Origin of the sequence: Flaviflexus sp., assembly GCF_041440645.1 — a bacterium.
Classification (GTDB): Bacteria; Actinomycetota; Actinomycetes; order Actinomycetales; family Actinomycetaceae; genus Flaviflexus.
Genome location: NZ_JASDVN010000029.1, coordinates 1 through 24,542 on the forward strand (window position 1 = coordinate 1; position 24,542 = coordinate 24,542).

At 60.5% G+C, this 24,542-nt stretch carries 20 protein-coding genes and 1 tRNA gene; 3 read left to right on the plus strand and 18 right to left on the minus strand.

The genetic code is table 11. The features are described 5' to 3' along the window. Positions 1–349: 349 nt before the first annotated feature. Positions 350–805: a ribose-5-phosphate isomerase gene (locus QMB98_RS03905; protein WP_371684350.1), complete on the minus strand. Its 456-nt coding sequence runs from the start codon at positions 803–805 to the stop codon at positions 350–352. A 339-nt stretch (positions 806–1,144) separates the two neighbouring features. Further along, positions 1,145–3,862 carry a pyruvate, phosphate dikinase gene (gene ppdK / locus QMB98_RS03910; protein WP_371684351.1) on the minus strand — a complete coding sequence of 906 codons (2,718 nt, stop codon included), beginning with the start codon at positions 3,860–3,862 and terminating at the stop codon, positions 1,145–1,147. A 237-nt stretch (positions 3,863–4,099) separates the two neighbouring features. Here ppdK and QMB98_RS03915 point away from each other — a divergent pair, with 237 nt between their 5' ends. After that, positions 4,100–4,666 carry an HdeD family acid-resistance protein gene (locus tag QMB98_RS03915; protein ID WP_371684352.1) on the plus strand — a complete coding sequence of 189 codons (567 nt, stop codon included), beginning with the start codon at positions 4,100–4,102 and terminating at the stop codon, positions 4,664–4,666. A 208-nt stretch (positions 4,667–4,874) separates the two neighbouring features. On the opposite strand, the gene QMB98_RS03920 is transcribed toward QMB98_RS03915, so the two are convergent. The 7 genes from QMB98_RS03920 to QMB98_RS03950 form a co-directional block, all read right to left on the minus strand. Beyond that, a complete protein-coding gene (locus QMB98_RS03920; RefSeq protein ID WP_371684353.1) occupies positions 4,875–6,512 on the minus strand; it encodes a formate--tetrahydrofolate ligase in 1,638 nt (545 codons plus the stop codon). Positions 6,513–6,784: 272 nt separating this feature from the next. Further along, complete coding sequence (locus QMB98_RS03925; RefSeq protein WP_371684354.1) at positions 6,785–9,319, minus strand: ATP-dependent Clp protease ATP-binding subunit; 2,535 nt, start codon at positions 9,317–9,319, stop codon at positions 6,785–6,787. Between the two features lie 106 nt (positions 9,320–9,425). Further along, on the minus strand, positions 9,426–9,848 hold the full coding sequence (dtd, locus tag QMB98_RS03930) for a D-aminoacyl-tRNA deacylase (RefSeq protein WP_371684355.1): 423 nt from the start codon (positions 9,846–9,848) through the stop codon (positions 9,426–9,428). Further along, entirely contained in the window at positions 9,848–10,159 is a 312-nt protein-coding gene (locus QMB98_RS03935) for a DUF2516 family protein (RefSeq protein WP_371684356.1), read from the minus strand. Before QMB98_RS03935 ends, dtd begins: the two co-directional genes overlap by 1 nt. Then, positions 10,156–11,211: a folate-binding protein YgfZ gene (locus QMB98_RS03940; protein ID WP_371684357.1), complete on the minus strand. Its 1,056-nt coding sequence runs from the start codon at positions 11,209–11,211 to the stop codon at positions 10,156–10,158. Before QMB98_RS03940 ends, QMB98_RS03935 begins: the two co-directional genes overlap by 4 nt. Then, the gene (locus QMB98_RS03945) at positions 11,211–11,762 is read right to left on the minus strand and encodes an FABP family protein (protein ID WP_371684358.1); all 552 of its coding nucleotides are present in this window, start codon (positions 11,760–11,762) and stop codon (positions 11,211–11,213) included. Before QMB98_RS03945 ends, QMB98_RS03940 begins: the two co-directional genes overlap by 1 nt. Before the next feature lie 259 nt (positions 11,763–12,021). Beyond that, positions 12,022–12,744, minus strand: a complete 723-nt coding sequence (locus QMB98_RS03950; protein WP_371684361.1) for a hypothetical protein — start codon at positions 12,742–12,744, stop codon at positions 12,022–12,024. 452 nt (positions 12,745–13,196) lie between these two features. On the opposite strand from QMB98_RS03950, the gene QMB98_RS03955 reads away from it, so the two are divergent. Next, entirely contained in the window at positions 13,197–13,907 is a 711-nt protein-coding gene (locus QMB98_RS03955) for a FadR/GntR family transcriptional regulator (RefSeq protein ID WP_371684362.1), read from the plus strand. 120 nt (positions 13,908–14,027) lie between these two features. On the opposite strand, the gene QMB98_RS03960 is transcribed toward QMB98_RS03955, so the two are convergent. The 9 genes from QMB98_RS03960 to QMB98_RS04000 form a co-directional block, all read right to left on the minus strand. Continuing rightward, positions 14,028–14,624, minus strand: a complete 597-nt coding sequence (locus tag QMB98_RS03960; RefSeq protein WP_371684363.1) for a cyclase family protein — start codon at positions 14,622–14,624, stop codon at positions 14,028–14,030. A 332-nt stretch (positions 14,625–14,956) separates the two neighbouring features. After that, positions 14,957–15,736, minus strand: a complete 780-nt coding sequence (gene pstB / locus QMB98_RS03965; protein WP_371684364.1) for a phosphate ABC transporter ATP-binding protein PstB — start codon at positions 15,734–15,736, stop codon at positions 14,957–14,959. A 42-nt stretch (positions 15,737–15,778) separates the two neighbouring features. After that, positions 15,779–16,873, minus strand: a complete 1,095-nt coding sequence (gene pstA / locus QMB98_RS03970) for a phosphate ABC transporter permease PstA (protein WP_371684366.1) — start codon at positions 16,871–16,873, stop codon at positions 15,779–15,781. Next, positions 16,870–17,988, minus strand: coding sequence for a PstC family ABC transporter permease (locus QMB98_RS03975; protein WP_371684367.1), 1,119 nt, complete (start codon positions 17,986–17,988; stop codon positions 16,870–16,872). Before QMB98_RS03975 ends, pstA begins: the two co-directional genes overlap by 4 nt. An 87-nt stretch (positions 17,989–18,075) precedes the next feature. Beyond that, positions 18,076–19,299, minus strand: a complete 1,224-nt coding sequence (locus tag QMB98_RS03980) for a phosphate ABC transporter substrate-binding protein PstS (RefSeq protein ID WP_371684368.1) — start codon at positions 19,297–19,299, stop codon at positions 18,076–18,078. Positions 19,300–19,448: 149 nt separating this feature from the next. After that, positions 19,449–20,426 (minus strand): NUDIX domain-containing protein, encoded by a 978-nt coding sequence (locus tag QMB98_RS03985; protein WP_371684369.1) that lies wholly within the window; start codon positions 20,424–20,426, stop codon positions 19,449–19,451. Then, the gene (locus tag QMB98_RS03990; protein WP_371684371.1) at positions 20,423–22,747 is read right to left on the minus strand and encodes an RNA degradosome polyphosphate kinase; all 2,325 of its coding nucleotides are present in this window, start codon (positions 22,745–22,747) and stop codon (positions 20,423–20,425) included. Before QMB98_RS03990 ends, QMB98_RS03985 begins: the two co-directional genes overlap by 4 nt. Before the next feature lie 48 nt (positions 22,748–22,795). Continuing rightward, a complete protein-coding gene (gene mshD, locus QMB98_RS03995; protein ID WP_371684372.1) occupies positions 22,796–23,599 on the minus strand; it encodes a mycothiol synthase in 804 nt (267 codons plus the stop codon). Further along, on the minus strand, positions 23,599–24,213 hold the full coding sequence (locus tag QMB98_RS04000; RefSeq protein WP_371684373.1) for a hypothetical protein: 615 nt from the start codon (positions 24,211–24,213) through the stop codon (positions 23,599–23,601). The genes mshD and QMB98_RS04000 overlap by 1 nt, the downstream gene beginning before the upstream one ends. Before the next feature lie 120 nt (positions 24,214–24,333). On the opposite strand from QMB98_RS04000, the gene QMB98_RS04005 reads away from it, so the two are divergent. Continuing rightward, positions 24,334–24,405, plus strand: a tRNA-Lys gene (locus QMB98_RS04005). Positions 24,406–24,542: the final 137 nt, after the last annotated feature.

The window sequence follows — 24,542 nt, forward strand, 5'->3', positions numbered from 1 at the left end:
AACGTCACCCATGTCCTGATACAGAACTGTCACCTATGTCCTGAGACATAACAGGGGGACCTAGGTCCAGAAGTTTGTGCCAATTTGACCCGATTTCCCTTGATGAAAGATGAGTTTTATCCGCATCAAAGAAGCGACTTCTTCCAAGAATTCCTGCCGTTCAACATTGCCGATAGAGCAACACCCTGATGAGCAGACAGTTCCGCGAGCGAGTTCGCGGCGGCGTGAAGACCCTGTAGCCGGCATCCTTTGCGGCGGAAGTCTACGCTGTGAGGAGTGAGCACAGGGAAAGGGCGCACCCCTGCGGGTGCGCCCTTTGCATTCCTACTCCACTGCGTGGGGGAAGTGCTTAGTTCTCTTCGTAGGAGCAGATGGCGTCGACCTTCGCTGCCGAAGGCGAGGTCTCATCGAACTCGTAGTTGAGGAATTCTTTGGCGAGGCGGCGTGCCAGCTGAAGGCCGATGACGCGTTCGCCGAGGCACAGAACCTGTGCGTTGTTGGAAAGTACGAGACGCTCAACCGAGAACGAGTCGTGTGCGGTCGAGGCGCGAATGCCCTTCACCTTGTTAGCTGCGATTGCAACGCCCATGCCGGTGCCGCAAACGAAGATGCCACGGTCGGCCTTGCCCTCGGCAATGAGACGAGCGCCGTCAACTGCGACGTGGGGGTAGTCAATGTCTTCGCCCTGCTTGACGCCAACATCGATAACCTCATCAACGCGGGGGTCTGCCTCGAGGTCCGCCTTGATTACGTCCTTATAATTCACACCGGCGATGTCACCGGCTACTACTACGCGAAAACCCATGTTGTTTCCTTTCAGATCGTCCGCGACGAAGCCACCGTTGGCGAAAAGTTCCGAGCGCGTTGCTCGTTCGTTGAACCCTCGCTGCTGAAACGATATCTTCTATCCTCATCGCTACCCCCGCTCTCAGAGCGCGGGTTGCTACCTCCTAGATTATCTCTTTTTGCTTTCTCTGAGGGAGGTTAGTCAGCCAATGGATGAACATCTTGGCAAGGGTGAGAGCGACCAAAACCCACGTGCGCAAACGTGCACGCGATGGTCGCTCTCACGTACTTACTCTCCCCCGCGCCACCGAGTCATGTGGCGGTGGCGCGGGAGTCGAGAATTCCTCTTCCTACTGGATTAGATGACGTCGGGGGCCTCGTTGGCGACCGCTGCACGGCCTGCCTCGAGGCGAGCCACGGGAACGCGGAACGGCGAGCACGACACGTAGTCGAGGCCGACCTTGTGGAAGAAGTGGATCGACTGCGGATCGCCACCGTGCTCACCACAGACACCGCACTTCATGTTCGGCTTCACGGAGCGCGCGTTCCTCATGCCAACGGCCACAAGCTTGCCCACACCCCTCGTATCGATCGACTCGAAGGGAGAGACACCGAAGACACCGAGATCGAAGTACTCGTTGAAGAACGTTGCCTCCACATCGTCGCGGGAGAAGCCCCAGGCGGTCTGCGTGAGGTCGTTCGTTCCGAAGGAGAAGAAGTCAGCTTCCTCGGTCAGGGAGTCGGCTGTGATGGCGGCGCGGGGCAGCTCGATCATCGCACCGATCGGGATCTCGAGCTTCACGCCGCGATCCTTCTCGACCTCCGCAATGATGCCCTCGGCATCCTCGCGGATGATCTGGAGCTCACGGATGGATCCGACAAGCGGAACCATGATCTCCGGCTTCGGATCGCCGCCCGCCTCGATGCGGTCGGCCGCGGCCTCGGCAATGGCGCGGATCTGGAGTGCGAACAGTCCCCTGATCTTCAAACCAAGGCGCACGCCGCGCAGGCCCAACATCGGGTTCTGCTCGTGCTGTTCACGAACCGTGGTCAAAAGCTTGCGCTCCTTATCCGTCACTTCCTCACCGAGAGCCTCCTTGACCGCGATCTTGACGGACAGGTCAGTAATGTCGGGGAGGAACTCGTGCAGGGGCGGGTCGATCAGGCGGATCGTGGTCGGCAGACCATCCATGGCCTCGAAGATGCCGACGAAGTCACCTCGCTGGAGCGGGGACAGCGCATCGAAGGCATCCTGCCTCTCCTCATCGGTCTCCGCCAGAATCACCTTCTCGATGAGCTGCCTACGGTCACCGAGGAACATGTGCTCGGTGCGGCACAGGCCGATGCCGGTGGCACCGTAGGCGCGTGCGCGAGCAGCATCCTCGGGAGCATCCGCGTTCGCCCGGACCGACAGCTTCGCCTGCTTGTCAGCGTGGGTGAGGAGCAGGTGCACGGAGGTCACGAGCTCCTTCGTGGCATCATCCTGGGCCGCGGCAAAACCAGCCTCGAGACCCTCACTGATGTAGACCGTGACCGGGGACGGAACCACGGGGACATCGCCAAGGAACACGTCACCGGAGGTGCCGTCAATGGCGATGACATCGCCAGCCTTGAGCACACGATCCGAGCCGCGGATCATCAGTGTGCCGGCCGCTTCGTTGACCTGCAGTGCCTCGGCACCAACAACACAACAGCGGCCCATGCCACGCGCCACGACGGCGGCGTGCGAGGTCTTGCCACCGCGTGCGGTGAGAATACCTGTCGACACAACCATGCCCTCGAGATCATCGGGGTTCGTTTCCCTGCGGACCAAGATAACGCTGGCGCCAGCGTTCGTTCGTTCCACGGCCTGAGCGTTGGAGAACACGATCTCGCCCACGGCGGCACCCGGGGATGCTGCCATGCCCTTCGTCAGAACGGTGGTTTCTGCTTCCTCATCAAACTGCGGGAACAGCAGCTGTGTCAGCTGCTCGCCCGTGACGCGAGAGAGTGCCTCGTCGCGCGTGATGAGGCGCTCCTCAACGAGCTGAGCCGCGATCTTGAACGCTGCCGAGGCCGTGCGCTTGCCGACACGGGTCTGGAGGAGCCACAGCTTGCCCTCCTCCACCGTGAACTCGATGTCGCACATGTCGCGGTAGTGGGTCTCGAGGGTCTCCATCGTCGCAAGCAGGTCGTCGTAGCTCTTCTTGTCGATCGATTCGAGCTCCTCAAGGGAGAGGGTGTTGCGGATACCGGCAACAACGTCCTCGCCCTGAGCGTTGACCAGGTAGTCACCGTAGATCCCACCCTGACCCGAGGATGGGTCACGCGTGAAGCACACGCCGGTACCGGAGGTGTCGCCCATGTTGCCAAACACCATGGCCTGCACGTTGACAGCGGTCCCCAGGTCGTGGGGGATGCGCTCGCGGCGGCGGTAGATCGCTGCGCGGTCAGTGTTCCAGGAGCGGAACACGGCCTCAACGGCCGCATCAAGCTGGGCTCGTGGCTCGAGCGGGAACGGCTTGCCCGTTTCCTTCTCCACGATCTCCTTGTAGACCTCAACAACTTCCTTCAGCGCATCGACATCAAGGTCGGTGTCCTGCTCGACTCCACGCTTCTCCTTCGCAGTATCGAAGGCATCCGAGAAGAGATCGCCATCGATGTCGAGAACGGTCTTGCCGAACATCTGGATGAGCCTGCGGTAGGAGTCCCACGCGAAGCGGGGGTTGCCGGACCTCTCCGACAGTCCTTCGACCGATTCGTCGTTAAGACCGATGTTGAGGACGGTTTCCATCATGCCGGGCATGGAGAACTTGGCGCCGCTTCGAACGGATACGAGGAGCGGGTTCGTCGCGTCCCCCAGCTTCTTGCCCATCTCCGCTTCCATGTTTCGCAGCGCGGTCGTCACCTGCACCTGCAATGCGTCGGGAGAGTGGCCTTCCGCCAGGTAGGCGCGGCACGCTTCAGTAGAAATCGTGAAACCCGGGGGTACTGGGATTCCCAGCTTCATCATCTCTGCGAGGTTGGCTCCCTTGCCGCCCAGCAGATCCTTCATATCCTTGTCGCCCTCAGTAAAGGCGTAGACGAACGTCGACATCAAATTCCTCCATTGGATCTGTCCGCTTTGTGCAGTACGTCACGAATCACCGTAACACCAAAGTCCTAGGACCATGCAGACTTTGGTCCCTCTTGCACGCACTTCCTGCACGAACATTCCGACATTTGTCAGGAATCAATATCCGTCAACAACAAACTCATTGCATCTGGCTGGGTCGGTGACAGTTTTGCCGCCTTGCGGATAAGCTGAGTGCAGCACACAAAGGAAGTAGACGCCATGTTCTCGTTCCTCACCCGCTCCTGGTGGGTTCCCTTCATAGCCGGCATCGCCGCCATCATCTTCGGCATCTTTGCCGTGGCGATGCCCCGAGCAACTCTCTCCACTCTCCTGATCGTGTTCGCGATCTTCCTCCTCGTCCAAGGTGCATTCCTCATCTACACGGGAATCAAGCACAAGGGAACGATCGGCACAGGCATGATCATTTCCGGTGTCATCATCGCCGTCGTTGGCACCTGGACCCTGGTCGCAACCGAGACCGCGGCCAACGTGCTCATCATCGTCATGGGCGCCTGGGGCATCGCCATCGGCCTCTGGACAGTCGTTTCCTCACTCAGCATCAGGCACGTCATCGAGCAGTGGTGGCTGTCCGCTGTCGCGGGCAGCTTCCTCACGATCGCAGGTGTCCTCGTTGTCGTCCAACCCTGGGTTGGCACCACCGCCATCGCGCTCACCATTGGCTTCGGCGCGATGATCTGGGGCGCCCTCCTCACCTGGATCGGCTGGCTCCTGCGCGCCATCGACCACCATGTCGATCCCGACAACCCCAGCATCGGACGCCGCTAACCCGTCGAGCAGGTTGCGAGCACACAGAGCAGCACATAGTTAGAGACACGTGAGGGCGCCCGCCAATCGGGCGCCCTCACGTCATGTATTGGGTCGAGATGAAAGGGTCGAGTTGCAACAGGCGACATGTAAGGCGTCGAATCCCAGCCTCGAGTGAAGGGAGACCTAGCCTTTGCCTATCGCGCTCTCCGGCTCCCGCCGACTGAGGTCAGTGGATGCCGACAATCTCGCCGTCGACCACGTCAATATCGAGTGCGGATGGTCGTGCTGGCAGTCCAGGCATGGTCATGATCGAGCCGACGATGAGAACAACGAATCCTGCCCCAGCCGATAGTCGCACCTCACGGATCGGGATGGTGTGTCCCGTGGGCGCTCCCAGCACCTTCTCCGCCGCGAACGAGTACTGGTTCTTTGCCATGCAGATCGGCAGATTGCCGTATCCCCTGCGCTCCAGCTTGAGGATTTCTCTCTTTGCCGCCGGGGTCCACGTCACCGCACCCGCGCCATAGACTTTGCTGGCCACGATCAAGGCTTTTTCTTGGAGGCTTGTGTCATCGTCGTAACAGAAGGTGGTGGCGCTCGGGGTCGCCAGTTCTTGGAGCACTGCCCGCGCAAGATCCCGCGCGCCCTCTCCGCCGTTCGCAAAGTGACTGCTTGTCACGACCCTGACACCGAGTGGCGCCAACTCCTGCTCAATGACCTCGAGTTCGGAGTCCCTGTCGCTCGCGAACTGGTTGATGGCAACAAGAACTGTTTGACCGAAGATGTCCTGAAGGTTGCGAACGTGTTTGAGGAGATTGGCGATGCCCTCCCTCAGCGCATCCATGTTCTCGTGTTCAAGCTCATCCAGTCCCATGCCACCGTGGTACTTGAGGGCGCGAACCGTGGCCACCACGACTGATAGATCCGGCTTGATTCCGGTTTGACGAGCCTTGATGTCGATGAACTTCTCGGCACCGAGATCCGCTCCGAAGCCGGCCTCCGTGATGACAATGTCGCCCGTGGCGAGTGCAGCCTTCGTGGCAATGACGCTGTTGCATCCGTGGGCGATGTTGGCGAACGGCCCACCGTGAACAAACGCGGGTGTGCCCTCGAGAGTCTGAACAAGGTTGGGTGAGAACGCGTCCTTGAGGAGCGCGACGAGCGCACCCTCGAAGCCCAGATCCCCAACCGTGATCTCCTCACCATCAATGCTATCCCCCACGACAATCCGAGCAAGTCGTTCCTTGAGGTCCTTGATGGATTCGGCGAGGCAGAGGATGGCCATGAGCTGGCTTGCCGCCGTGATGTCGAAGCCCGTTTCGCGAAGGACTCCGTTCGCACGTCCACCCAGGGAGGTCACGATGTTCCGCAGCGTGCGGTCGTTGACATCGAGAGCACGACGCATGGTGACACTCTGCGGATCGAGCCCACTCTCGTTGCCGTGGTGAAGGTGATTGTCAATCAGGGCAACGAGCAGGTTGTTTGCCGCGGAAAGGGCCGCGAAGTCACCCGTGAAGTGCAGATTGATGTCGGCCTCGGGATGGAGGGAGGCCTTGCCGCCGCCTGTTGCCCCGCCCTTCATACCAAACACGGGTCCCATCGAGGGCTCACGGAGCGCAAGAACAGCGTTCTCCCCGAGTTTCCGCAGACCGTCCGCCAAACCGATCGAGGTTGTGGTCTTACCTTCGCCGGCCGGGGTGGGCGACATGGCAGTGACGAGCACTAGTCGCGCCTCGCCAACCTCTTGACCTACCACCCAGCGGGAGTCGACCTTCGCCTTGTCGTGTCCGTATCGGAAGAGCGCCTCGTCGGGGATACCTAACTGCCTAGCAACATCAGAGATTGGTGCGAAAGTAGTCGACATGGCTCAATCTTAAATCTCCACAAACCACCTACGGCTGGGTATTGATCGCACTGTCACAGGCATCACCCTCACGGGCTCCACTGTCATGGGCATCGCCCTGATGAGCATCACCATCCCGGGAACCACGGCCATGACTCTCACGGTCGCGGTCGTGAGTTTGACAGTCGCGGGCTCCACGGTAGAGACAGCAAAGCGGGGAGAAGAATTGCTTCTTCTCCCCGCTCCTGTCACGTACTACCGACGGTTAGCAACCGGCGGTTCCGTCATGCTTGTCACTGCTGAGGCCCCGCCTCGAGTGCCGTGTCATCGAGGGCATCGACTGCCTCGTTGATTTCTGCTTCGGACTCGGCCTCGGCATCAAAACCGGTGAAGGTGAAGGACATCGGGATGTTCTCCTTGTCGACACCAACCTTGACGGTCTGGCCGGCCTTGAGATCCCCGAACAGGATCTTCTCGGACAGGCTGTCCTCGATGTCGCGCTGAATGGCGCGGCGGAGGGGACGAGCACCGAGAACCGGGTCGTAGCCGCGTTCTGCCAGGAGCTCCTTGGCTTCCTGCGTGACCTCGATCTTCATGTCCTGATCCGCGAGTCGCTTTCCAAGCTGCGCAACCATCAGATCCACGATCTGAAGGACCTCGTCCTGGGTGAGCTGCGGGAAGACAATGACCTCGTCAACACGGTTGAGGAACTCGGGACGGAAGTGCTGCTTCAGCTCGTCGTTCACCTTGGTCTTCATGCGGTCGTAGGACGTTCCAGTGTCGCCCACCACCTGGAAACCAGTGTTCTGCGCGCGAGCAATATCCTTCGTGCCCAGGTTGGTTGTCATGATGATGACCGTGTTCTTGAAGTCCACGACACGACCCTGCGAGTCGGTGAGCCTACCTTCTTCCAGAATCTGAAGGAGGGAGTTGAAGAGGTCCTGGTGGGCCTTCTCAACCTCGTCGAACAGAATGACGGAGAACGGGCGGCGGCGTACCTTCTCGGTCAGCTGGCCACCATCCTCGTAACCAACGTAGCCGGGAGGGGCACCGAACAGGCGGGACACGGTGTGCTTCTCCGCGTACTCGGACATGTCGAGGGTGATGAGGGAATCCTCGTCACCGAACAGGAACTCGGCGAGTGCCTTTGCAAGCTCCGTCTTACCGACACCGGTCGGGCCGGCGAAGATGAAGGAGCCACCGGGGCGCTTCGGATCCTTGAGGCCTGCACGGGTACGGCGCATGGCCTGGGACAGAGAGCGCACGGCTTCGTCCTGACCAATGATCCGCTTGTGTAGTTCATCCTCCATGCGAAGCAGCTTCTGAGACTCTGCCTCGGTAAGCTTGAAGACGGGGATGCCTGTTGACATGGCAAGCACCTCGGAGATGAGGTCCTCGTCGACAACGGACACCTGGTCCATGTCGCCAGCCTTCCAGGCCTTGTCCTTCTCGGCGCGTTCCTCGGCGAGGCGCTGCTCATTGTCGCGCAGAGCCGCAGCCTTCTCGAAGTCCTGACCGTCGATGGCGGCTTCCTTCTGCTTGCGGACCTCAACGATCTTCTCGTCGAGTTCACGCAACTCCGGCGGTGCCGTCATCTTACGGATCGCGAGCCGTGCACCGGCTTCATCGATCAGGTCGATGGCCTTGTCCGGAAGGAAGCGGTCGTTCACGTAGCGATCCGAGAGGGTCGCTGCTGCCTCAATCGCGTCGTCCGTGACGGTGACGCGGTGGAAAGCCTCGTAGCGGTCACGCAGGCCACGGAGAATGTTGACGGTCTGCTCAACGGTTGGCTGATCCACCTGGATGGGCTGGAAGCGTCTCTCGAGAGCAGCATCCTTCTCGATGTGCTTGCGGTACTCGTCAAGTGTGGTGGCACCGATGATCTGGAGCTCACCACGAGCCATCATGGGCTTGAGTAGTGACGCGGCATCGAGTGCGCCCTCGGCGGCACCCGCGCCTACCATCGTGTGGACCTCGTCGATGAAGAGAATGATGTCGCCACGGGTGTTGACTTCCTTGAGGATCTTCTTCAGACGTTCCTCAAAGTCACCGCGGTAGCGGGAACCGGCAACGAGCGAACCCATGTCGAGTGCGTACAGCTGCTTGTCGCGCAGGGTCTCGGGAACATCGCCTGAGGCGATGGACTGGGCGAGGCCCTCAACGACTGCCGTCTTACCAACACCGGGTTCACCAATGAGAACCGGGTTGTTCTTGGTACGGCGGGACAGCACCTGCATGACACGTTCGGTCTCGGTGTTGCGTCCAATCACGGGGTCAAGCTTGCGTTCGCGAGCCGCCTGCGTCAGGTTGCGACCAAACTGGTCAAGAACCGTGGAGCCGGCCTTTTGGCCTTCCCTCGGCCCGTTGCCCACACCAACGGTTTCCTTGCCCTGGTAACCGCTCATGAGCTGGTTGACCTGCTGGCGCACGCGCCCGAGGTCAGCACCGAGCTTCACGAGGACCTTGGCTGCGACGCCGTCCTGTTCGCGGAGCAGACCGAGCAGCAGGTGCTCGGTTCCAATGTAGGAGTGACCGAGCTGCAGGCCTTCCCGCAGGGCGTACTCCAGTACCTTCTTCGCACGGGGCGTGAAGGGAATGTGGCCAGAGGGGTTTTCATTACCCTCGCCAATAATGTCAATAACTTGGGCGCGGACGTCTTCCAAGTTGATGTCGAGGGCCTCAAGGGACTTCGCTGCGACACCTTCGCCCTCACGGATGAGGCCGAGCAGAATGTGTTCCGTGCCCAGATACTTGTGCTTGAGGTTGCGAGCCTCGTCCTGAGCAAGCACGATTACGCGCCGCGCACGGTCAGTAAACCGTTCGAACATTGCGCCTCCTTTAATAGCTGTCAATCACTTTAACGAACGCGGAGGGCACTCCATGCCCCTGTTCGCCACTGGCGTTAGGGCAAAAGTGGGATAGCCGGTGAGTGGCCTAGCATTCCCACCACAGCGTGAAGGGACCGTCGTTCACGGACTCCACCGCCATCATCGCTCCGAACTCACCCACTTCGACCGTGAGCCCATGGATGTCGCGAAGCCGTGATGCCACCCGCTCGTAGATTTCTTCCGCAACATCACCCGGTGCGGCGTGTGACCAGGAGGGTCTCCTACCCTTACGGATATCCCCGTACAGGGTGAACTGGGAAACGAGAAGGACCGGCATGTTCGCCTCCATCGCGCTCCGATCGTCGAAGAGCCGCAGGTCCGCGATCTTCCGCGCGGTCAGATCGATCTCCTTGTCGCCATCGTCCGGGGCCACACCCAGGAGCACGAGCAGGCCGCGATCGATGCTGGACAAGAGCCTGTCCTCCACGGTGACACTGGCTCGTGTCACGCGTGAAATCACTGCCCGCACTACCAGGAACCCCTGTTGCCTCGGTTATCTCGGCGTCCCCGCCTCGGCATATCGTCGAGCTTGGGCTTGACCGTTCCGAGGTAGTAGATCACGAGCACGAGGCAGGCGAGCGAGATGAGGAAGCTTCCTGGGATGCGAAACGGCATGAGCCCAGCCCGCACCGCGCCACCCGCGAGGAGCGCAAGAACCCACAGCCACTTGTTCATCGTTCCGGCCCAGTCGAAGGCCACCCGCGGCCGCGTCACGGCATCGATGATTGCCCAAATAAAGAGCGCAACAATGAAGAGATTGAAGAGGGCGCCAATGCTCATACTCGACGCACCTTCGGCCTCTCGTACGAAAGATCGGTTCGACCATCCGGGTTCACGATGACTTCGGCGAGCGCGGGAATGCCATCGACCGTCAGTTGAGCATCGATCGGGGTGTTGCGCTTGAGGACACCGAGAGCAACGGGACCCTCATCCATGTCCCGTCCCCTACTCGTGACCTTTCCAACGACCTTCTCGCCCATGAGGATGTCGGATCCCATCGCGGGGAGCCGCTCTTCGGAACCATCCAGTTGAAGGAGGACTGCGCGGCGGGGCGGACGCCCAAGGTTCACAGTGCGCGCAATGGCTTCCTGGCCGCGGTAGCAGCCCTTGTTCAGGTGAACAGCGGAACGCAACCAGTCCCACTCGTGCGGGAGTGCCTTCTCGTCCGGGTCCAGGGCCGGCCGGGGGCGGAGGTCAACGATGCGCTGCGCCTCCCAGGCAAGCATGCCGGCCATGCTTCCCTCCCATTCCTCGACAGCGTCGGACAGTTCGTCCTTCGAGAGGAGTGCAATGAAGCGCTCCCTGCCGTAGGCGGGATGCGATTCTGGGGCCTCGCCGTAGGCCACGGACTCCGGCGACACATTCGGCCACGGATCCCGCCATGTGATGAATGCTCGGGGCACATCGAAGGTTCCGATGCCACCGAGGAAGGCAACATCGTCCCGGAGCGTGACCTCGACGCGGAGCATGAAGCGCATGGACTGGAGGAAGGCGTAGAGCTCCTCCCCCATGCCAACATCGGTGATGAGGTAGAGGGTCTCGCCGTCGTCAATGACGGCCGCAGGAACCTGGATCCTGCCCTCGGGAGTCAGCAGAATGAGCTCCGTGGACACACCAGGCTGGAGATTGAGGATGTGCTGGGTCGTCATGTTGTGAACCCACGACAGCCTGTCGGGGCCGGTCACGGTGACGAGCGAGAGGTGCGAGAGGTCAACAAGGGCCTGCCCCGCCATGAGGGCCCTCTGTTCGCGCGCGGGAGACCCGTAGTGCGCGGGCACCGGGGAATCGATACCGTCACCGAGGACAGCGCCGGGAAGGTCGACGGGCAACACTACTTCACCACCCTGGATAGTCGGCCTGCAGCGTAGGACTGAAGTTCCTCACCGAACGCCGCCATGTCGTAGGCAAAGAGCAGGTCGGATTCGACCATGCCCACCTCCACCTGGGCGGCATTGACCTGGGCACCCGTTGCGGAACGCACCATGGCATCCGACACGAGCTGCATGCGAGGTGCCTTGACGACGCCAATGTAGAGGGACACCCTGCCATCCGGGGTGGCGATCATCGCTTCGACATCGCCCTCCTTCTCGGAGGACTGGCGCAGGTAACCAACGGCATCGTCCCAGAGCCGCTCCTCGGTCAGTTGCGCTACTCCCTGAGCTCCCGGTAGTTCCTTGTCGATGTCATCCGGGTTCTCGTTGGCCAGGTACCAGGTGGAGTGAACCGTCAGGTAGGGGCCACCATTATTGGAGATTTCAAGCTCGCAAATCATCGCAGCATCGTCGATGCCCGGGTACCCCAGCATGCCGTAGCCACGCCACTTCCCCACGAGCCAAGCCATAGGATAGGTTTCGGGGGCCAAATTCTCCGGAATCTCAAACATGCTACGAGCTTAACGAACGACCTATCGTCATGGCGAGACACTTCGCCAATGGCGCATGTGACACCACCAGCATCACATGTACCTCTCACGGGCCTGCAGGAAGGTTCGACTACACCGAGCGAAGATCAGGAAGGCCTGGTCAGCTCCGGGGCCCAGTGCCAGGCGAGCCACGGATCCCCACCAGTCCTGGGCTCAAGGGCCTCGACCTTTTCGGAACTCAACAGGTGGCGTCCCCGACGCGTAGGGATTCAGGCTGTTTCTACAGCAGGAGGCTCAGGCAGTACGAGACGAGGGCACCAGCGCAGAGGGGAACCATGGCGAGGGCGGTACCTGGCCTGCGGCGGGTTGCTGGCGGAAGCCTGCGCAGAATCGAATCAAAGACCGCAAGGATGATGCCGGCAACGATGCCTGAGATGGCGGCCCAGTACCAGGGGATTTCGGCAAAGAGCAGGAACATGAGCGCGCCGATGAAACCACCGGCGATGTAGACGATGTGGCGCAGGTGTTTGAGCGAATGCGGGATCAGCATCTCCAGGAACGTGGCCACGATGATAGCCAGGAGTACGGCACGGACGGCTTGACCGCCAAGCTCAGTAACGGACAGGGAACGCACCCACAGCGCCGACATGAGCCCCAGCATGGCACCGGAGACGGTTCCCGAGATCTGTTCCAGGAGCCTTGGGCGACCATCCTTCCTCGCCATCTCCGCAACGAACGCGGCAATGACAACGAATCCTGCCAGGAAGGTCAGCTCGCGCATGGAGAAGAAGTAGGCGACCAGGGCTGCCGCAATCGAGGTTCCAACGATGACTCGCCTCGCCGCACCCGGATGCGGGAGCTCGATGAGGTAGGGCCAACCGATCGCGAGAACGATGCCGATAAGTGCGCTCGCAACCGCGGTCGCTTCGCTACCGAGAAGGCTAGCTCCAAGGAGGAGGGCCGCACCCACGATGGTGATGACGGCACGCGCCTTCGCGCTCATTCGAGTCTCAATTCCACTGACCACGTCTCGATCTTGCCACGATCCGGCCAACTATCCACCATTAATCCGCTGATAGTTTGAACCTCAAACTTCCGTCATATGCAACCGACCTGCACCTACGTGCACTTCTGACCACCTTTTCCCGCACACAACTGGCACCCAAGACACCCCGTCCGAAACACATTGACGGATAGCAAAAAGCGCGCAAGAATGATGTCACGGCACCGGATCGCGAAAGCCCCGGGCTCCAACTATTGCCGCTACGAGTGGCCTCCGCGCCGACAGGCGCTATCCGGTTCGGTGTCGCCAAGTTAGCGTCGGCTTTGCCGGCGCTAACTTATTTTTTCCGCAATCAAGGTCTGAATTGTTGATCGCGATTTCCCCGCGGACCTATGACCACGGCTCCCAGATGCTTGCGTGCGATAATTGACACGCACCCAAAAGGAGTTCACATGTCCATTGATCGCGTCACTGCCGCCGTTGACGACATCTTGTCGCGAATCCATTCGGGAGAATTTGCCGTTGGGCAAGCAATACCACCCGAGGCAGAGCTGGCATCCCTCCTTGACGTGTCGCGGCCAACCATGAGGGAAGCGGTTCGTTCCCTCTCCACCAAGGGCGTTCTCCGGGTGGTCCACGGCAGGGGCACTTTTGTGAACCCGGTACGATCTTGGACGGACCTACCCACCATGATCAATGCCTTGCAGCAGACAGAGTCGCCGCGCCAGATCGGCCTTCAGCTCATCGAGCTCCGCCGAATGATCGAGGTGGGAGCATGCGGTCTTGCCGCACGCAACCGTACAGATGATGACGTCGAGATTCTCACGGCACACCTTGATGCATTCGATGAGGCGGTACGGAACAACAACATTTCCGGGATCACGCAGGCGGATATGGCATTCCATTCGGCCATCCTCTTTGCGAGCGCGAACCCGTTCCTCCCAACGATCATGCTGACCCTCCAGGACGCCCTGTCGACCTCGAGGAAGCACACGAGCTCGGATCCGGAGATCCGAGCTCGTGCACAGGTTCATCACCGCGCCATTCTCGCCGCAATCATCGAACAGGATGAGATGAAGGCGAAGAACGCGATGAGAGCGCATATGACCCAGACGAAGGACGATATCGCGAACCAGCTGTCCGATCAGCCACTTGGCGACTAGCCCCTGCCCTGGCCACTGCTACTCGTTAATCAGTCCTCCAGGAGGGCCATGGCGTTGACCTGACCGGAGTCAATGCCCTTGACGCGGAGCGGGCCCATGGTGAGGACCTTGATCTTCTTGTCACCCAGGGGGTGCCAGGCTCATGTCCTCGATGCCGGTGATGATGTGGTCGTTGTAGTTACCGAGCAGCCAGCGGTGGGCCTCGGGGCCATGATCGTTTGCGGGAGCTGCGATCGACATCCAGTCCATGCCGATGCAGTCGAGTGCCGGGAACTCATCCGACAGCCACTTGCACAGCTCAGAGTGCAGGGCAATGCCGTTGTTCTGGTACATGTGCGGGTCGTTCTCGCGCTTCTCTTCAAAGCCGGTACGGATGAGGAGGAGGCGCTTGCCAGCCAGTTCCTCAGCAAACGGCTCGAGATCTTCCTTGGTCACGATCTCATCGGGACCGTTGCGGTGCGGGAGGTCAACGAGAAGGACCTCCTCACCCAGATAACCGAACTTGTCCATGGGCAGCTCGTCAAAGGGAACACCCGTGGTGTTGAAGTGACGCGGGCCGTCCATGTGGGTTCCGAAGTGGTTGGGCAGGGTCAGCAGGTGCGAGTTGAAGGGCTTGCCCTCCGGTGACAGGTGAGTGTCTTGTTCGATGCTGATGACGGGTTCTCCCGGCCATGCAACATTTTTGGGGTCGAGGACGTGTGCGAGGTGTACGAACATCGTTGTTCTCCTTTGTGTATGGTGACACAAACTTACCTCAGACCTCTGAGGTCTTCAATCTCTAGACAGGTGAAGATTTTCCCGAGCTTTCTGAATCCACGATTCAGAAGTCGTTGCCGGATGGGAGGACCTACTCGAGAGCCTGATTGCCTGCCATAGACCAGCGGATTCGTACTCCAAGGCGGTGGTCATCTCTCTGCTTGTCGCTCTCGTGATCGCTGTGGACACTGCCGTCATCACCTCGCGCGTGGGAAACGAAAGAGGAGTGCACCGCCTGGTGCACTCCTCTTCCACACTGTTCTTCGTCGCCCTATCTGAGTCGGGCGAGAGGATCAGCCGAAGCGGCCGGAGACGTAGTCTTCCGTGTCCTTCTTCGTCGGGTTCGAGAAGATCTTCTCGGTCGTGTCATACTCGATGAGGTGACCGGGCTTGCCGGTGCCCTCAATGTTGAAAAAGCCGGTCATGGAGGACACACGAGCAGCCTGCTGCATGTTGTGGGTCACGATGACGATGGTGTAGTCCTTCTCGAGCTCACGAATGAGGTCCTCGATCGCGAGGGTCGAGATCGGGTCGAGGGCAGAGCAGGGCTCATCCATGAGGAGCACCTCGGGCTTCACTGCGATCGCGCGGGCGATGCAGAGGCGCTGCTGCTGACCACCGGAGAGGGAGGAGCCGGGACGTCCGAGACGATCCTTGACTTCTTCCCAGAGATTAGCGCCACGCAGGGAGAACTCGACGAGCTCCTCGGCCTCGGCCTTGCCCATCTTGCGGGAATTGAGCTTGGCGCCGGCCAGCACATTGTCCGCAATCGACATGGTCGGGAACGGGTTCGCGCGCTGGAACACCATGCCGACCGATGCGCGGACGTCAACGGGGTCAACGCCGGGGCCGTAAATGTTGCGACCATCAACGATGGCCTCGCCTTCGACGCGAGCGCCGGGGATCACCTCGTGCATGCGATTCAACGAACGGAGGAACGTTGACTTGCCGCAGCCGGAGGGGCCGATGAGTGCGGTGGTCGAGCGGGGAGCGATGTGCATCGACACATCCTCTACTGCGAGAAAATCACCGTAGTAGATGTTGAGGTTTGAGACGTCAATGCCTTGGTTCACAGGATTTTTCCTTCCACGGGTCCATTGTGCCGAAGAATCGGCTTACTTTTCGCCCTTTGGCGCGAACGCCTTGGCAATGATGCGGGCTATGAGGTTCAGGATCAGAACCAGGAGAATAAGGGTGAGGGCGCCGGACCATGCCAGGTCACGCGTGTTCTGGTTGCTCCAGGAGGAGTACACGTAGGTCGGCAGGGTTTCCATGTAACCGCTGACCATGTTCCAGTTGAACACGTTGGTGGTGCCGGTCGTGATGAGTAGCGGTGCCGTCTCACCAATAACACGTGCGATAGCGATCACGATGCCCGAAACGATGCCCGGGAGCGCGGTCCGAAGAACCACCTTAATGATGGTTCGGGACTTCGTGACGCCCAGAGCATACGAGGCTTCGCGGAGCTCGTTTGGAACGATGCGGAGCATCTCCTCCGTGTTCCTGATGACGATCGGAGTCATGAGAACCACGAGGGCGACGGAGCCCATCAGGCCCGTTCTCATCTGCAGTGCGGCAGAGGTGCCAACGAAGTACTCGGCGATCGTGGGGATCATGGCGGCGGCGAAGAGGCCGGCCACGATCGAAGGGATGCCGGTCATGATGTCAACGAGGAAGGTGACAACCTTGGCGAGAGCGCCCCGGCCGTACTCGACCAGGTATACGGCGGTCATGATGCCGAGCGGGACCGCGATCAGCGCGGTCGTGCCGGTGATGACCAGGGTGCCGACGAGGGCGTGACCGGCACCGGTTGCGTGATCCGCGAGGGTGAGGCCGTCACGGTCGTTCGTGAGGAACTCCCAGTTGAACTCCTTCCAACCCGAGCTTACAACCATCCAGATGAGGGAGATGAGGGGCGCAACGGCGATCAGGAACGCTGCGACGATCAGGCCGGTAACCAGGCGGTCGGTCGCGTACCGGCGTCCTTCGACAAGGAAGGAGATGACGGTCGAGAGAACCAGGTAGAGGACCAGTGCCAGGACGACTGTTGCGATCGGCGTGATTCCCTCGAAGCCCCAGAGGTACAGGGACAGAAGCGAGAGACCAATCGCAACGAGAACAGTGACTGGCGTGAACCAACCCGGTAGACGCTTGCCGTGAGTATCCCCGGTCTGGGTACCCTCGATCTTTTCTGCGGTAACGGTACTCATGCGTTAGCTCCCGAGAATTCCTTGCGACGGTTGACAATACCGCGGGCAATGAAGTTGACGACGAAGGTAAGAACGAACAGGAGAAGACCAAGCGCGATGAGGAATGGCTGTTCGAGCGACGGGTTGTCTGCCGTGCCGGCGCTGGCCTCTGGCCAGTGAAGGGCAATACGGGAGGCAATAGTCGAGTGTTGACCAACGGAGAAGATATCGAAGTTCACCTGGAGACCGGCGGATAGCACCATGAGGACCGCCATCGTTTCACCGAGTGCGCGACCAAGGCCAAGCATTGCTGCGGACACCATGCCGGAACGGCCCATCGGCAGCACCGTCATCTGGATCATTTCCCAGCGGGTCGCGCCGAGCGCCATCGCTGCTTCTTCCTGGAGGCGAGGGGTCTGAATGAAGACCTCGCGGCAAAGGGAGGTGATGATGGGGAGAACCATGATGGCGAGAATGATCGATGCCATCGCGATGTTACGGGCGGGGCCAGCCGAGATGCTCAGCGTATCCGGGTTGATGGGCCACCATTCCCAGTTCTGAGCCGCGTAGCTGAGGCCGGGGAAACCACCGTGCCAAACAACCTCACCATCGACAGTTTCGCCCTCGCCGGTGAAGAACACGACGATCGGGCGAATGTAATCTTCGATCCAGGTGAAGATCGGCTTCATCAGGGGCTCAAGAGTCCACATGCCCCACATGCCGAAGATGATCGAGGGGATAGCGGCAAGAAGGTCAATAACGTAGCCAAGGGCTTGAGAGAGCCGGCGCGGCGCGTAGTGCGAGATGAAGAGCGCAATACCGATTGCCAGTGGCACGGCAATCGCCAGTGCCATCAGGGCCGAGAGGACTGTGCCGAAGAGTGCGCGTGCAGCGAAGCCCCAGAAGGTTAGCTGCTCACCACCAACCCGGGAGAATCCGACTTCGGTTGCAATTTCTTCACTGGAGGCCGTGTAGACCTGGTAGGACTGCAAAAGCAGAAAGAACGCGACAGCGCCGAGGAGCAGGAGAATGATGATACCTGCGCCGTAGGCGAAGCCCTTGAAGGTCTTGTCCCCAAGGGAACCCATTGACCTCCGAGGCTTCTTCGTCTCGTCTCTCGTTGTCACTGTAGACACGCGAAACTCCTTTAAATGGAACCCTAAAGGCGGGCTGGCTAGGAAAGCCAGCCCGCCGTCAGGCTAATCGGTTATGCGATGAAGCAATTACTCGGTGACGATGGAGTCGATTGCCGGGAAGACGCGCGACTGAAGGTCATCGGAGATGGGGGCGTTGCCGCCGTTAGCCTCGAAGGAGAACTGCTGGCCCTCATCGGAAGCCATGTAGGAGAGGTAACCCTTGACGTTAGCTGCTTCCTGAGCATCGTCGTACTCGGTGCAAGCAACGATGTAGGAGATCATGACGACCGGGTATGCACCCTCAACGGAACCATCGCGAACGAGATCAACGGTGAGGATCTTGTCGGTTGCGTCAGCGGTGGGCTCGGAGTTGTCAACGATAGCTGCAGCAGCCTCAGCGGAGTACTCGAGCCATTCGCCGTTGACCTCAACGTTGGCGGCACCAAGTTCGCCAATCTGGGAAGCATCAGCGTAGGTGATGGCACCCTCGGTCTGTGCAGTCAGGTCGACAACACCGTTAGTCTTCTCAGCGGACTGGGTGCCCGAGATCGGCCAAACGTCCTCAGCCTCGTAGGGCCATACCTCTTCGCCAGCGGCCTCAATGAGGTACTGGGTGAAGTTCTCGGTGGTGCCCGAGTCATCAGCGCGGTTGATCGGAACGATCTCCAGGTCGGGGAGCTCAACGTCCGGGTTGTCGGCAACGATTGCCTCGTCGTTCCAGTTGGTGATCTCGCCGTTGAAGATCGCGGCAATGTTCGCTGCCGAGAGGTTCAGGGAGTCAACGCCGGGAAGGTTGTAGGCAACGGCGATCGGGGAGATGTAGAGCGGGAGCTCGAGGATCTCAGCGCCACAACGCTGCTCAGCTGCTGCGAGCTCTTCCTCATCAAGCATCGAGTCGGTGCCAGCGAAGGATACAGCGCCACCAATGAACTGCTCGCGGCCGGTGCCGGAACCCGTGGGGTTGTAGTTGACGGTCACGCCGTAGTCAGCGGAGAAGGCGTCGCGCCATGCCTGCTGAGCGTTCTGCTGGGACGAAGCGCCCGAACCGTTCAGGGAGCCGGAAACACCGAGATCAGCGATCGGGGTGGGGAGCTCGGATGAGTCGGTCGAGGTGGACTCCTCATCGGTGGTCTCCTCGTCAGCGGTGGTCTCTTCTTCGGTGGTGGTGTCCTCCGAAGTGGTCTCCTCCGATGATGTGGTCTCCTCGTCGGTGGAGTCGTCAGAGCAGGCGGTAAGAGTGATAGCAAGGGCGCCAGCGAGTGCGAGCGATGCTGCCTTGCGGGAACGGGTGATGTTCACGGTCGTTTCCATCCTTCAATTAGTTCTGGGAGAGCGCGAAGCTCCGGACCACGATCAACGGTAAGCCGGCATGGTGACTAACGAACCTTGTTAAGGTTAACAGTTGGTTAACACTTCCGTGAATCAGCTCACGAACCACCACCTAAATCGTGCGAATGGCATTAAATGGACGGTCGGAGCTTCTCCAAGGCAACGATTCTCGCCTTTCTGCCGCGCCTCTGGGAGACGTGCGCGACCAGCGCCTCGCCCGTTGCGAGCCACGGATCTTCGTTCGGAATCGACTTCGTGATCGAGTGCGGGGCACGATCAAGGAACGCCTGAACGATGCTGGGAAGCGTGGGCCGGTGCGCGCAGAGCGCGACGGGGGCCTCGTTCGTACCCAGCAGGTTGTCAACGAGTCGGTACACGGGCTTCGACTTCTTCTCGTGAGCCGCCTCAGTCAGGCACTCGTTCGTTTCGAGCTCAATGCCCATGGCCTGCTGGTAGGGCCGCACAGTGGCTACACAGCGTTCCCACGGGGAGGAAATCAGCCTGGTCACGCCGTAGGCGGAGAGCAGGGGGATCATTTCCTTCGCCATCTTCTCCCCCGCCGGCGTCAGGGGCCGAGTTTCCTCAGAGCCCTTGCCCTTCTTCCACGCGGACCGTTTCATGGCACGGGTGTGCCGAACCACGATCAGGGTCCACGTGTTCAACTTATCGTCGTTGTACTGATCCACAAGCTTGCCCAAGAGGTCGCGATCCGATTCCTGTGTGAGCCTCTCGAACGCTTTCTTCGCGGGCACCCACTCGACCTTGTCCACCTCGGTGGTCTTGGCGGGGGCCACGTGGGGGCGCACCTTGAACAGCTTCGTGCTGATCGACAGTGGTTGCGCCGCCCAATAGTAGGTGGTCTTCTTCCTGCCATCCCCCAGCTTGTACGACACGGCGCCGAGTGGCTGCCCCAGGTAGATGGGCACCCCGGTCTCTTCCTCGACCTCGCGGATCGCTGCGACCGGGGTCCCTTCCCCGTTATTGAGCTTCCCCTTGGGAATCGACCAGTCATCGTAGGACGGCCGATGGATAAGAAGAACCTCAAGTTTTCTGTTGCTGACGCGCCACACGAGGGCGCCCGCCGCAACAACGTCGGGGCGTGAACTCAACTCTTCACCCGTGCCCTGGCATTCTTCATGAGGAGCTCCTGGATGTCGGTGAGGTGACGACCCTCATCATCCACATCGACCCTGCGCCAACCATCCGCCTCGAGGTGCCACGAGGAGGTGCCCTCATCGGTGGCAATGTCGAGCAGCTCGATCAAGCGCCTAATCTGACCCGGGTCGATGATCTTGATGAGCGCCTCGACCCTGCGGTCCAGGTTGCGGTGCATGAGGTCGGCGGAGCCGATGAACACATCGTGATCGCCGTCGTTGCAGAAGGCGAAGATGCGGGAGTGCTCAAGGAAGCGACCAAGGATGGAGCGGACGGTGATGTTCTCCGACAGGCCGGGAATGCCGGCACGCAGGGCACAGATGCCACGCACCTGGATCGCGACGGGCACACCCTCCTGGGAGGCGCGGTAGAGAGCATCGATGAGCTTCTCGTCGACCAGGGAGTTCACCTTGATCTTGATCCAGGCTTCCTTTCCCTGCCTCTTGTTCTCGACCTCCCGCTCGATGCGCTCGAGCAGGCCGGGGCGAACAGTGCGAGGAGCAACAAGGAGGCGGTGGAACTTGGAGCGAGGTGCGTAGCCGGACAGCTGGTTGAAGAGCCTCGTGAGGTCCTGACCAACATCACGGTTCGAGGTGAGCAGACCAAGATCTTCGTAGCCGCGGGCGGTCTTCGAGTGGTAGTTGCCGGTACCGACGTGGCAGTAGCGGCGCAAGCCATCCTCTTCCTGACGGACAACGAGGCACAGCTTGCAGTGGGTCTTGAGACCAACGATGCCGTACACGACGTGCACGCCGGCCTGCTCCAGCTTACGAGCCCACTCGATGTTCGCAGCCTCGTCGAAACGAGCCTTGATCTCAACGATCGCGAGAACCTGCTTGCCGAGGCGTGCCGCCTTGATGAGGGAGTCTACGATCGGGGAGTCACCGGAGGTGCGGTACAGGGTCTGCTTGATCGCAAGGACCTTGGGATCAGCCGCTGCCTGCGCAATGAACTGCTGCACGGAGGTGGCGAACGAGTCGTATGGGTGGTGCAAGAGAATGTCCTGCTCCCGGATAGCCTCGAAGAAGTCGGTCGGGGTGGAGGATTCCACATCCGCCAGTCCGCGAGCCGTCACGGGAACGTACTTCTTGTACTTGAGCTCGGGGCGATCCAGGTCGTGGATGACGTTAAGACCGGTCAGGTCGAGCGGCGCCGGAAGTCGGTACACGTCGGCCTCGCGAACGTCGAGTTCCTTCATGAGGAGGCTGAGAACGTGATCCGAGATCCCCTCGGCGACCTCGAGGCGAACGGCGGGACCGAAGCGGCGCCGCATAAGCTCCTTCTCGAGCGCGGTCAGCAGGTTCTCTGCGTCGTCCTCTTCAACCTCCACGTCCTCATTACGGGTGACGCGGAACGTATCGAACTCGACGACCTCCATACCAGGGAACAGGGTGTCGAGGTGGGCACCGATGATCTCCTCGAGGGGAACGAACGCGGTGCGTCCCTTCATGAGCGAGACATCCTCGGGGCGGAACGGACGTCCCTCATCATCCACCGCGATGAAACGGGGAAGCAACGGCGGCACCTTGACGCGAGCGAAGTGCTCCTTGCCGGTACCGGGGTTGCGAACCACGACAGCAAGGTTGAGGGAGAGGCCGGAGATGTAGGGGAAGGGGTGCGCAGGGTCGACAGCAAGAGGCGTCAGAACCGGAAAGATGTCGGAACGGAACATCTTGCGCAGGCCCTCGTGCTGGCGAGTATCGAGCTGATCCCAGTGCAGGATTTCGATGCCCTCCTCGGCAAGCTTCGGACGGATGTCGTTCGCGAAGACAGCCGCATGACGGGTCATGAGCTCCTTCGCGCCCTCGGTGATACCTTCAAGCACCTGACGAGGAGTTAGTCCCGATGCGGAGGGAACGGCAAGGCCGGTGGCAATACGCCTCTTGAGGCCCGCCACGCGCACCATGAAGTACTCGTCGAGGTTTGAAGCGAAGATCGCGAGGAACCAGGCACGTTCCAGCAGGGCAAGATCCTGATCCTCGGCCTGCTCAAGAACGCGGGCGTTGAATGCCAGCCAGCTGAGCTCGCGGTCCGCGAACCTGCCCTCAGGAAGATCACCCGAGTCCTCGTTCTCCGCCTGCTCCTCGATTTGCGCCGCAAGGGACGCAAGAGGCACGGGGGAACCGGTACGCGCTGCGGCACGAATGCGTGCACGGCGCGCTAGTTCATCGTCCGAGTCGTTGCCCAGGGCCTCATCGACCTCGGATTCGATGTCGACAAAGTCTTCATGCTCATCACGGCCAGCCTCTACAGAGGTGTCAAGCTCACTATCCATATCGGTATCCTCCTACGCCAAAGTTAACTGAAGGTGACGGGCTGTGTCTTACGCCAGTTCGTATTGAATGTCGGAATGGGAAAGAGTGAATCCGGCGCGCTCGTACGTCGCAAGTGCGGGAGCATTATCTCCCTCAACGTAGAGCATGACGGAGTCAGCCCCGCCTTCGGACAGGTCGGCGAGGGAATGGGCGGTCAGCCAGTTCCCAAGGCCCCTCCCCTGCCAGTCCGGATTCACACCAAGAACATACAACTCAGCAGGGTCGCGCTGAATCCAGTAGTAGCCAGCAATCGCACCATTGGCCACGGCAAGAGTGATCTCGCCGCCACTCTTGGCGATGTCATCTGTTGTCATGGCACCCTGCTCGGGGTGGCTAGCAAACGCGCGAGCATTCACCTCCACGAGAACCTCAGCATCAGCCTCGGTGTAAGGGCGGAGCTGAACGTCGTCCCTGCCCTCGGGCCGACCGACAGAACCGAGCTCTTTGGAGAGCTGGCGGAGTTCACGGACGGATGCAAGCCTGGTGCTTGCAGCGAGTGCCTGAGCGGCGGGCAGGTTCCCGTGGGACCACAGGCGCATGGGCTTGGCGGTCTGGGACACGTGCTCAACGAGCTCACGCCCGATTCCCTGCTTCCGATAGTCGGGGTGTACCGCGAGCTCGCTCCCCTCCTTGCCCATGACCGCGAGCGCAACGAGCGAGTCGTCGTAGATCGCGAGGTATCGGGCTGGTCGCTCCTCACCAACATCGCGGAAGGAGGCCTCGCCAAAGGCCCCAACACCATCGTGGTCCTCAATAGCTTTCGCGAAGTTCTTGAACTCTGTGACGTCGGGGCGGGCGGTGGATACTCGCATTAGTCGAGCCTTCTATCGTCGAACAGCTTGGCCCCAAGTGCGAGCTCCTTGGCCGTTTCTAGGAGAGCCTCGTTGCGACGCGTCACCTTGGTAGCAAGGGCGTGGTTGTCGGAGGCGATCCACACGGGATCGAGATCTCCAAGGAAGGCTGCGAAGCGTGCGGAGTCCAGGAGGAGGGAATCGAAGTCATCGGCACCAAGGCCGTCAAAGACCGAGACCCAGCGCGCCCTGATGGTCTCTGGGCTGGATACGAGGATCTCCTTCTTTTCTTCCGCCTCGTGCATGGCAGCGGAGGCGGCGTAGCGCCTCTGCACATCCGCAGGTTCGCGGCGGATCCACTCGCTCAGGAGGTATCCGCGCCACATGACACCGGCAAGGGTGTCTGAGGGGGCGCGCACCCATGCTTCAGCGACGAGGTCGATGCCTTCGTTCGAGATCAGGTCGAGGACACGCTCCCGCACATCATCATCGATGTTCTGGCGGGTCTTGGTCGGCACAAGTGCCTGAGCCGAGACGTGCGCGAGTTCAGAGCTGTATGCCGGATCGGGCTCACCTGTAAGGTATTCGACCTGCTCCGGGTCGATCTGGGCCGGGCGGCGTGGACGCTTGTTCATTGTGTCCTCCATCAACGAAAACTGACTTTCCTTATTGTCCCTCATCACACCGCACTCAGGTAGGACCTTGCCCAAGCAATTGAGGTGCTAACATAACTCGTGGCTCTTTTTCAGTGCCACGGGCCTCTAGCTCAACGGTAGAGCTCCGGACTTTTAATCCGTAGGTTGTGGGTTCGAATCCCACGGGGCCTACTCCACTTCCCCCGCTGTACCTATTAAAGGTAAGCGGGGGAAAGCCGTTTTGGGGCGATGTAGCACCCCTGCAGTACTAGGAAGTGTTATGTCTCAGGACATAGGTGACAGTTCTGTATCAGGACATGGGTGACGTT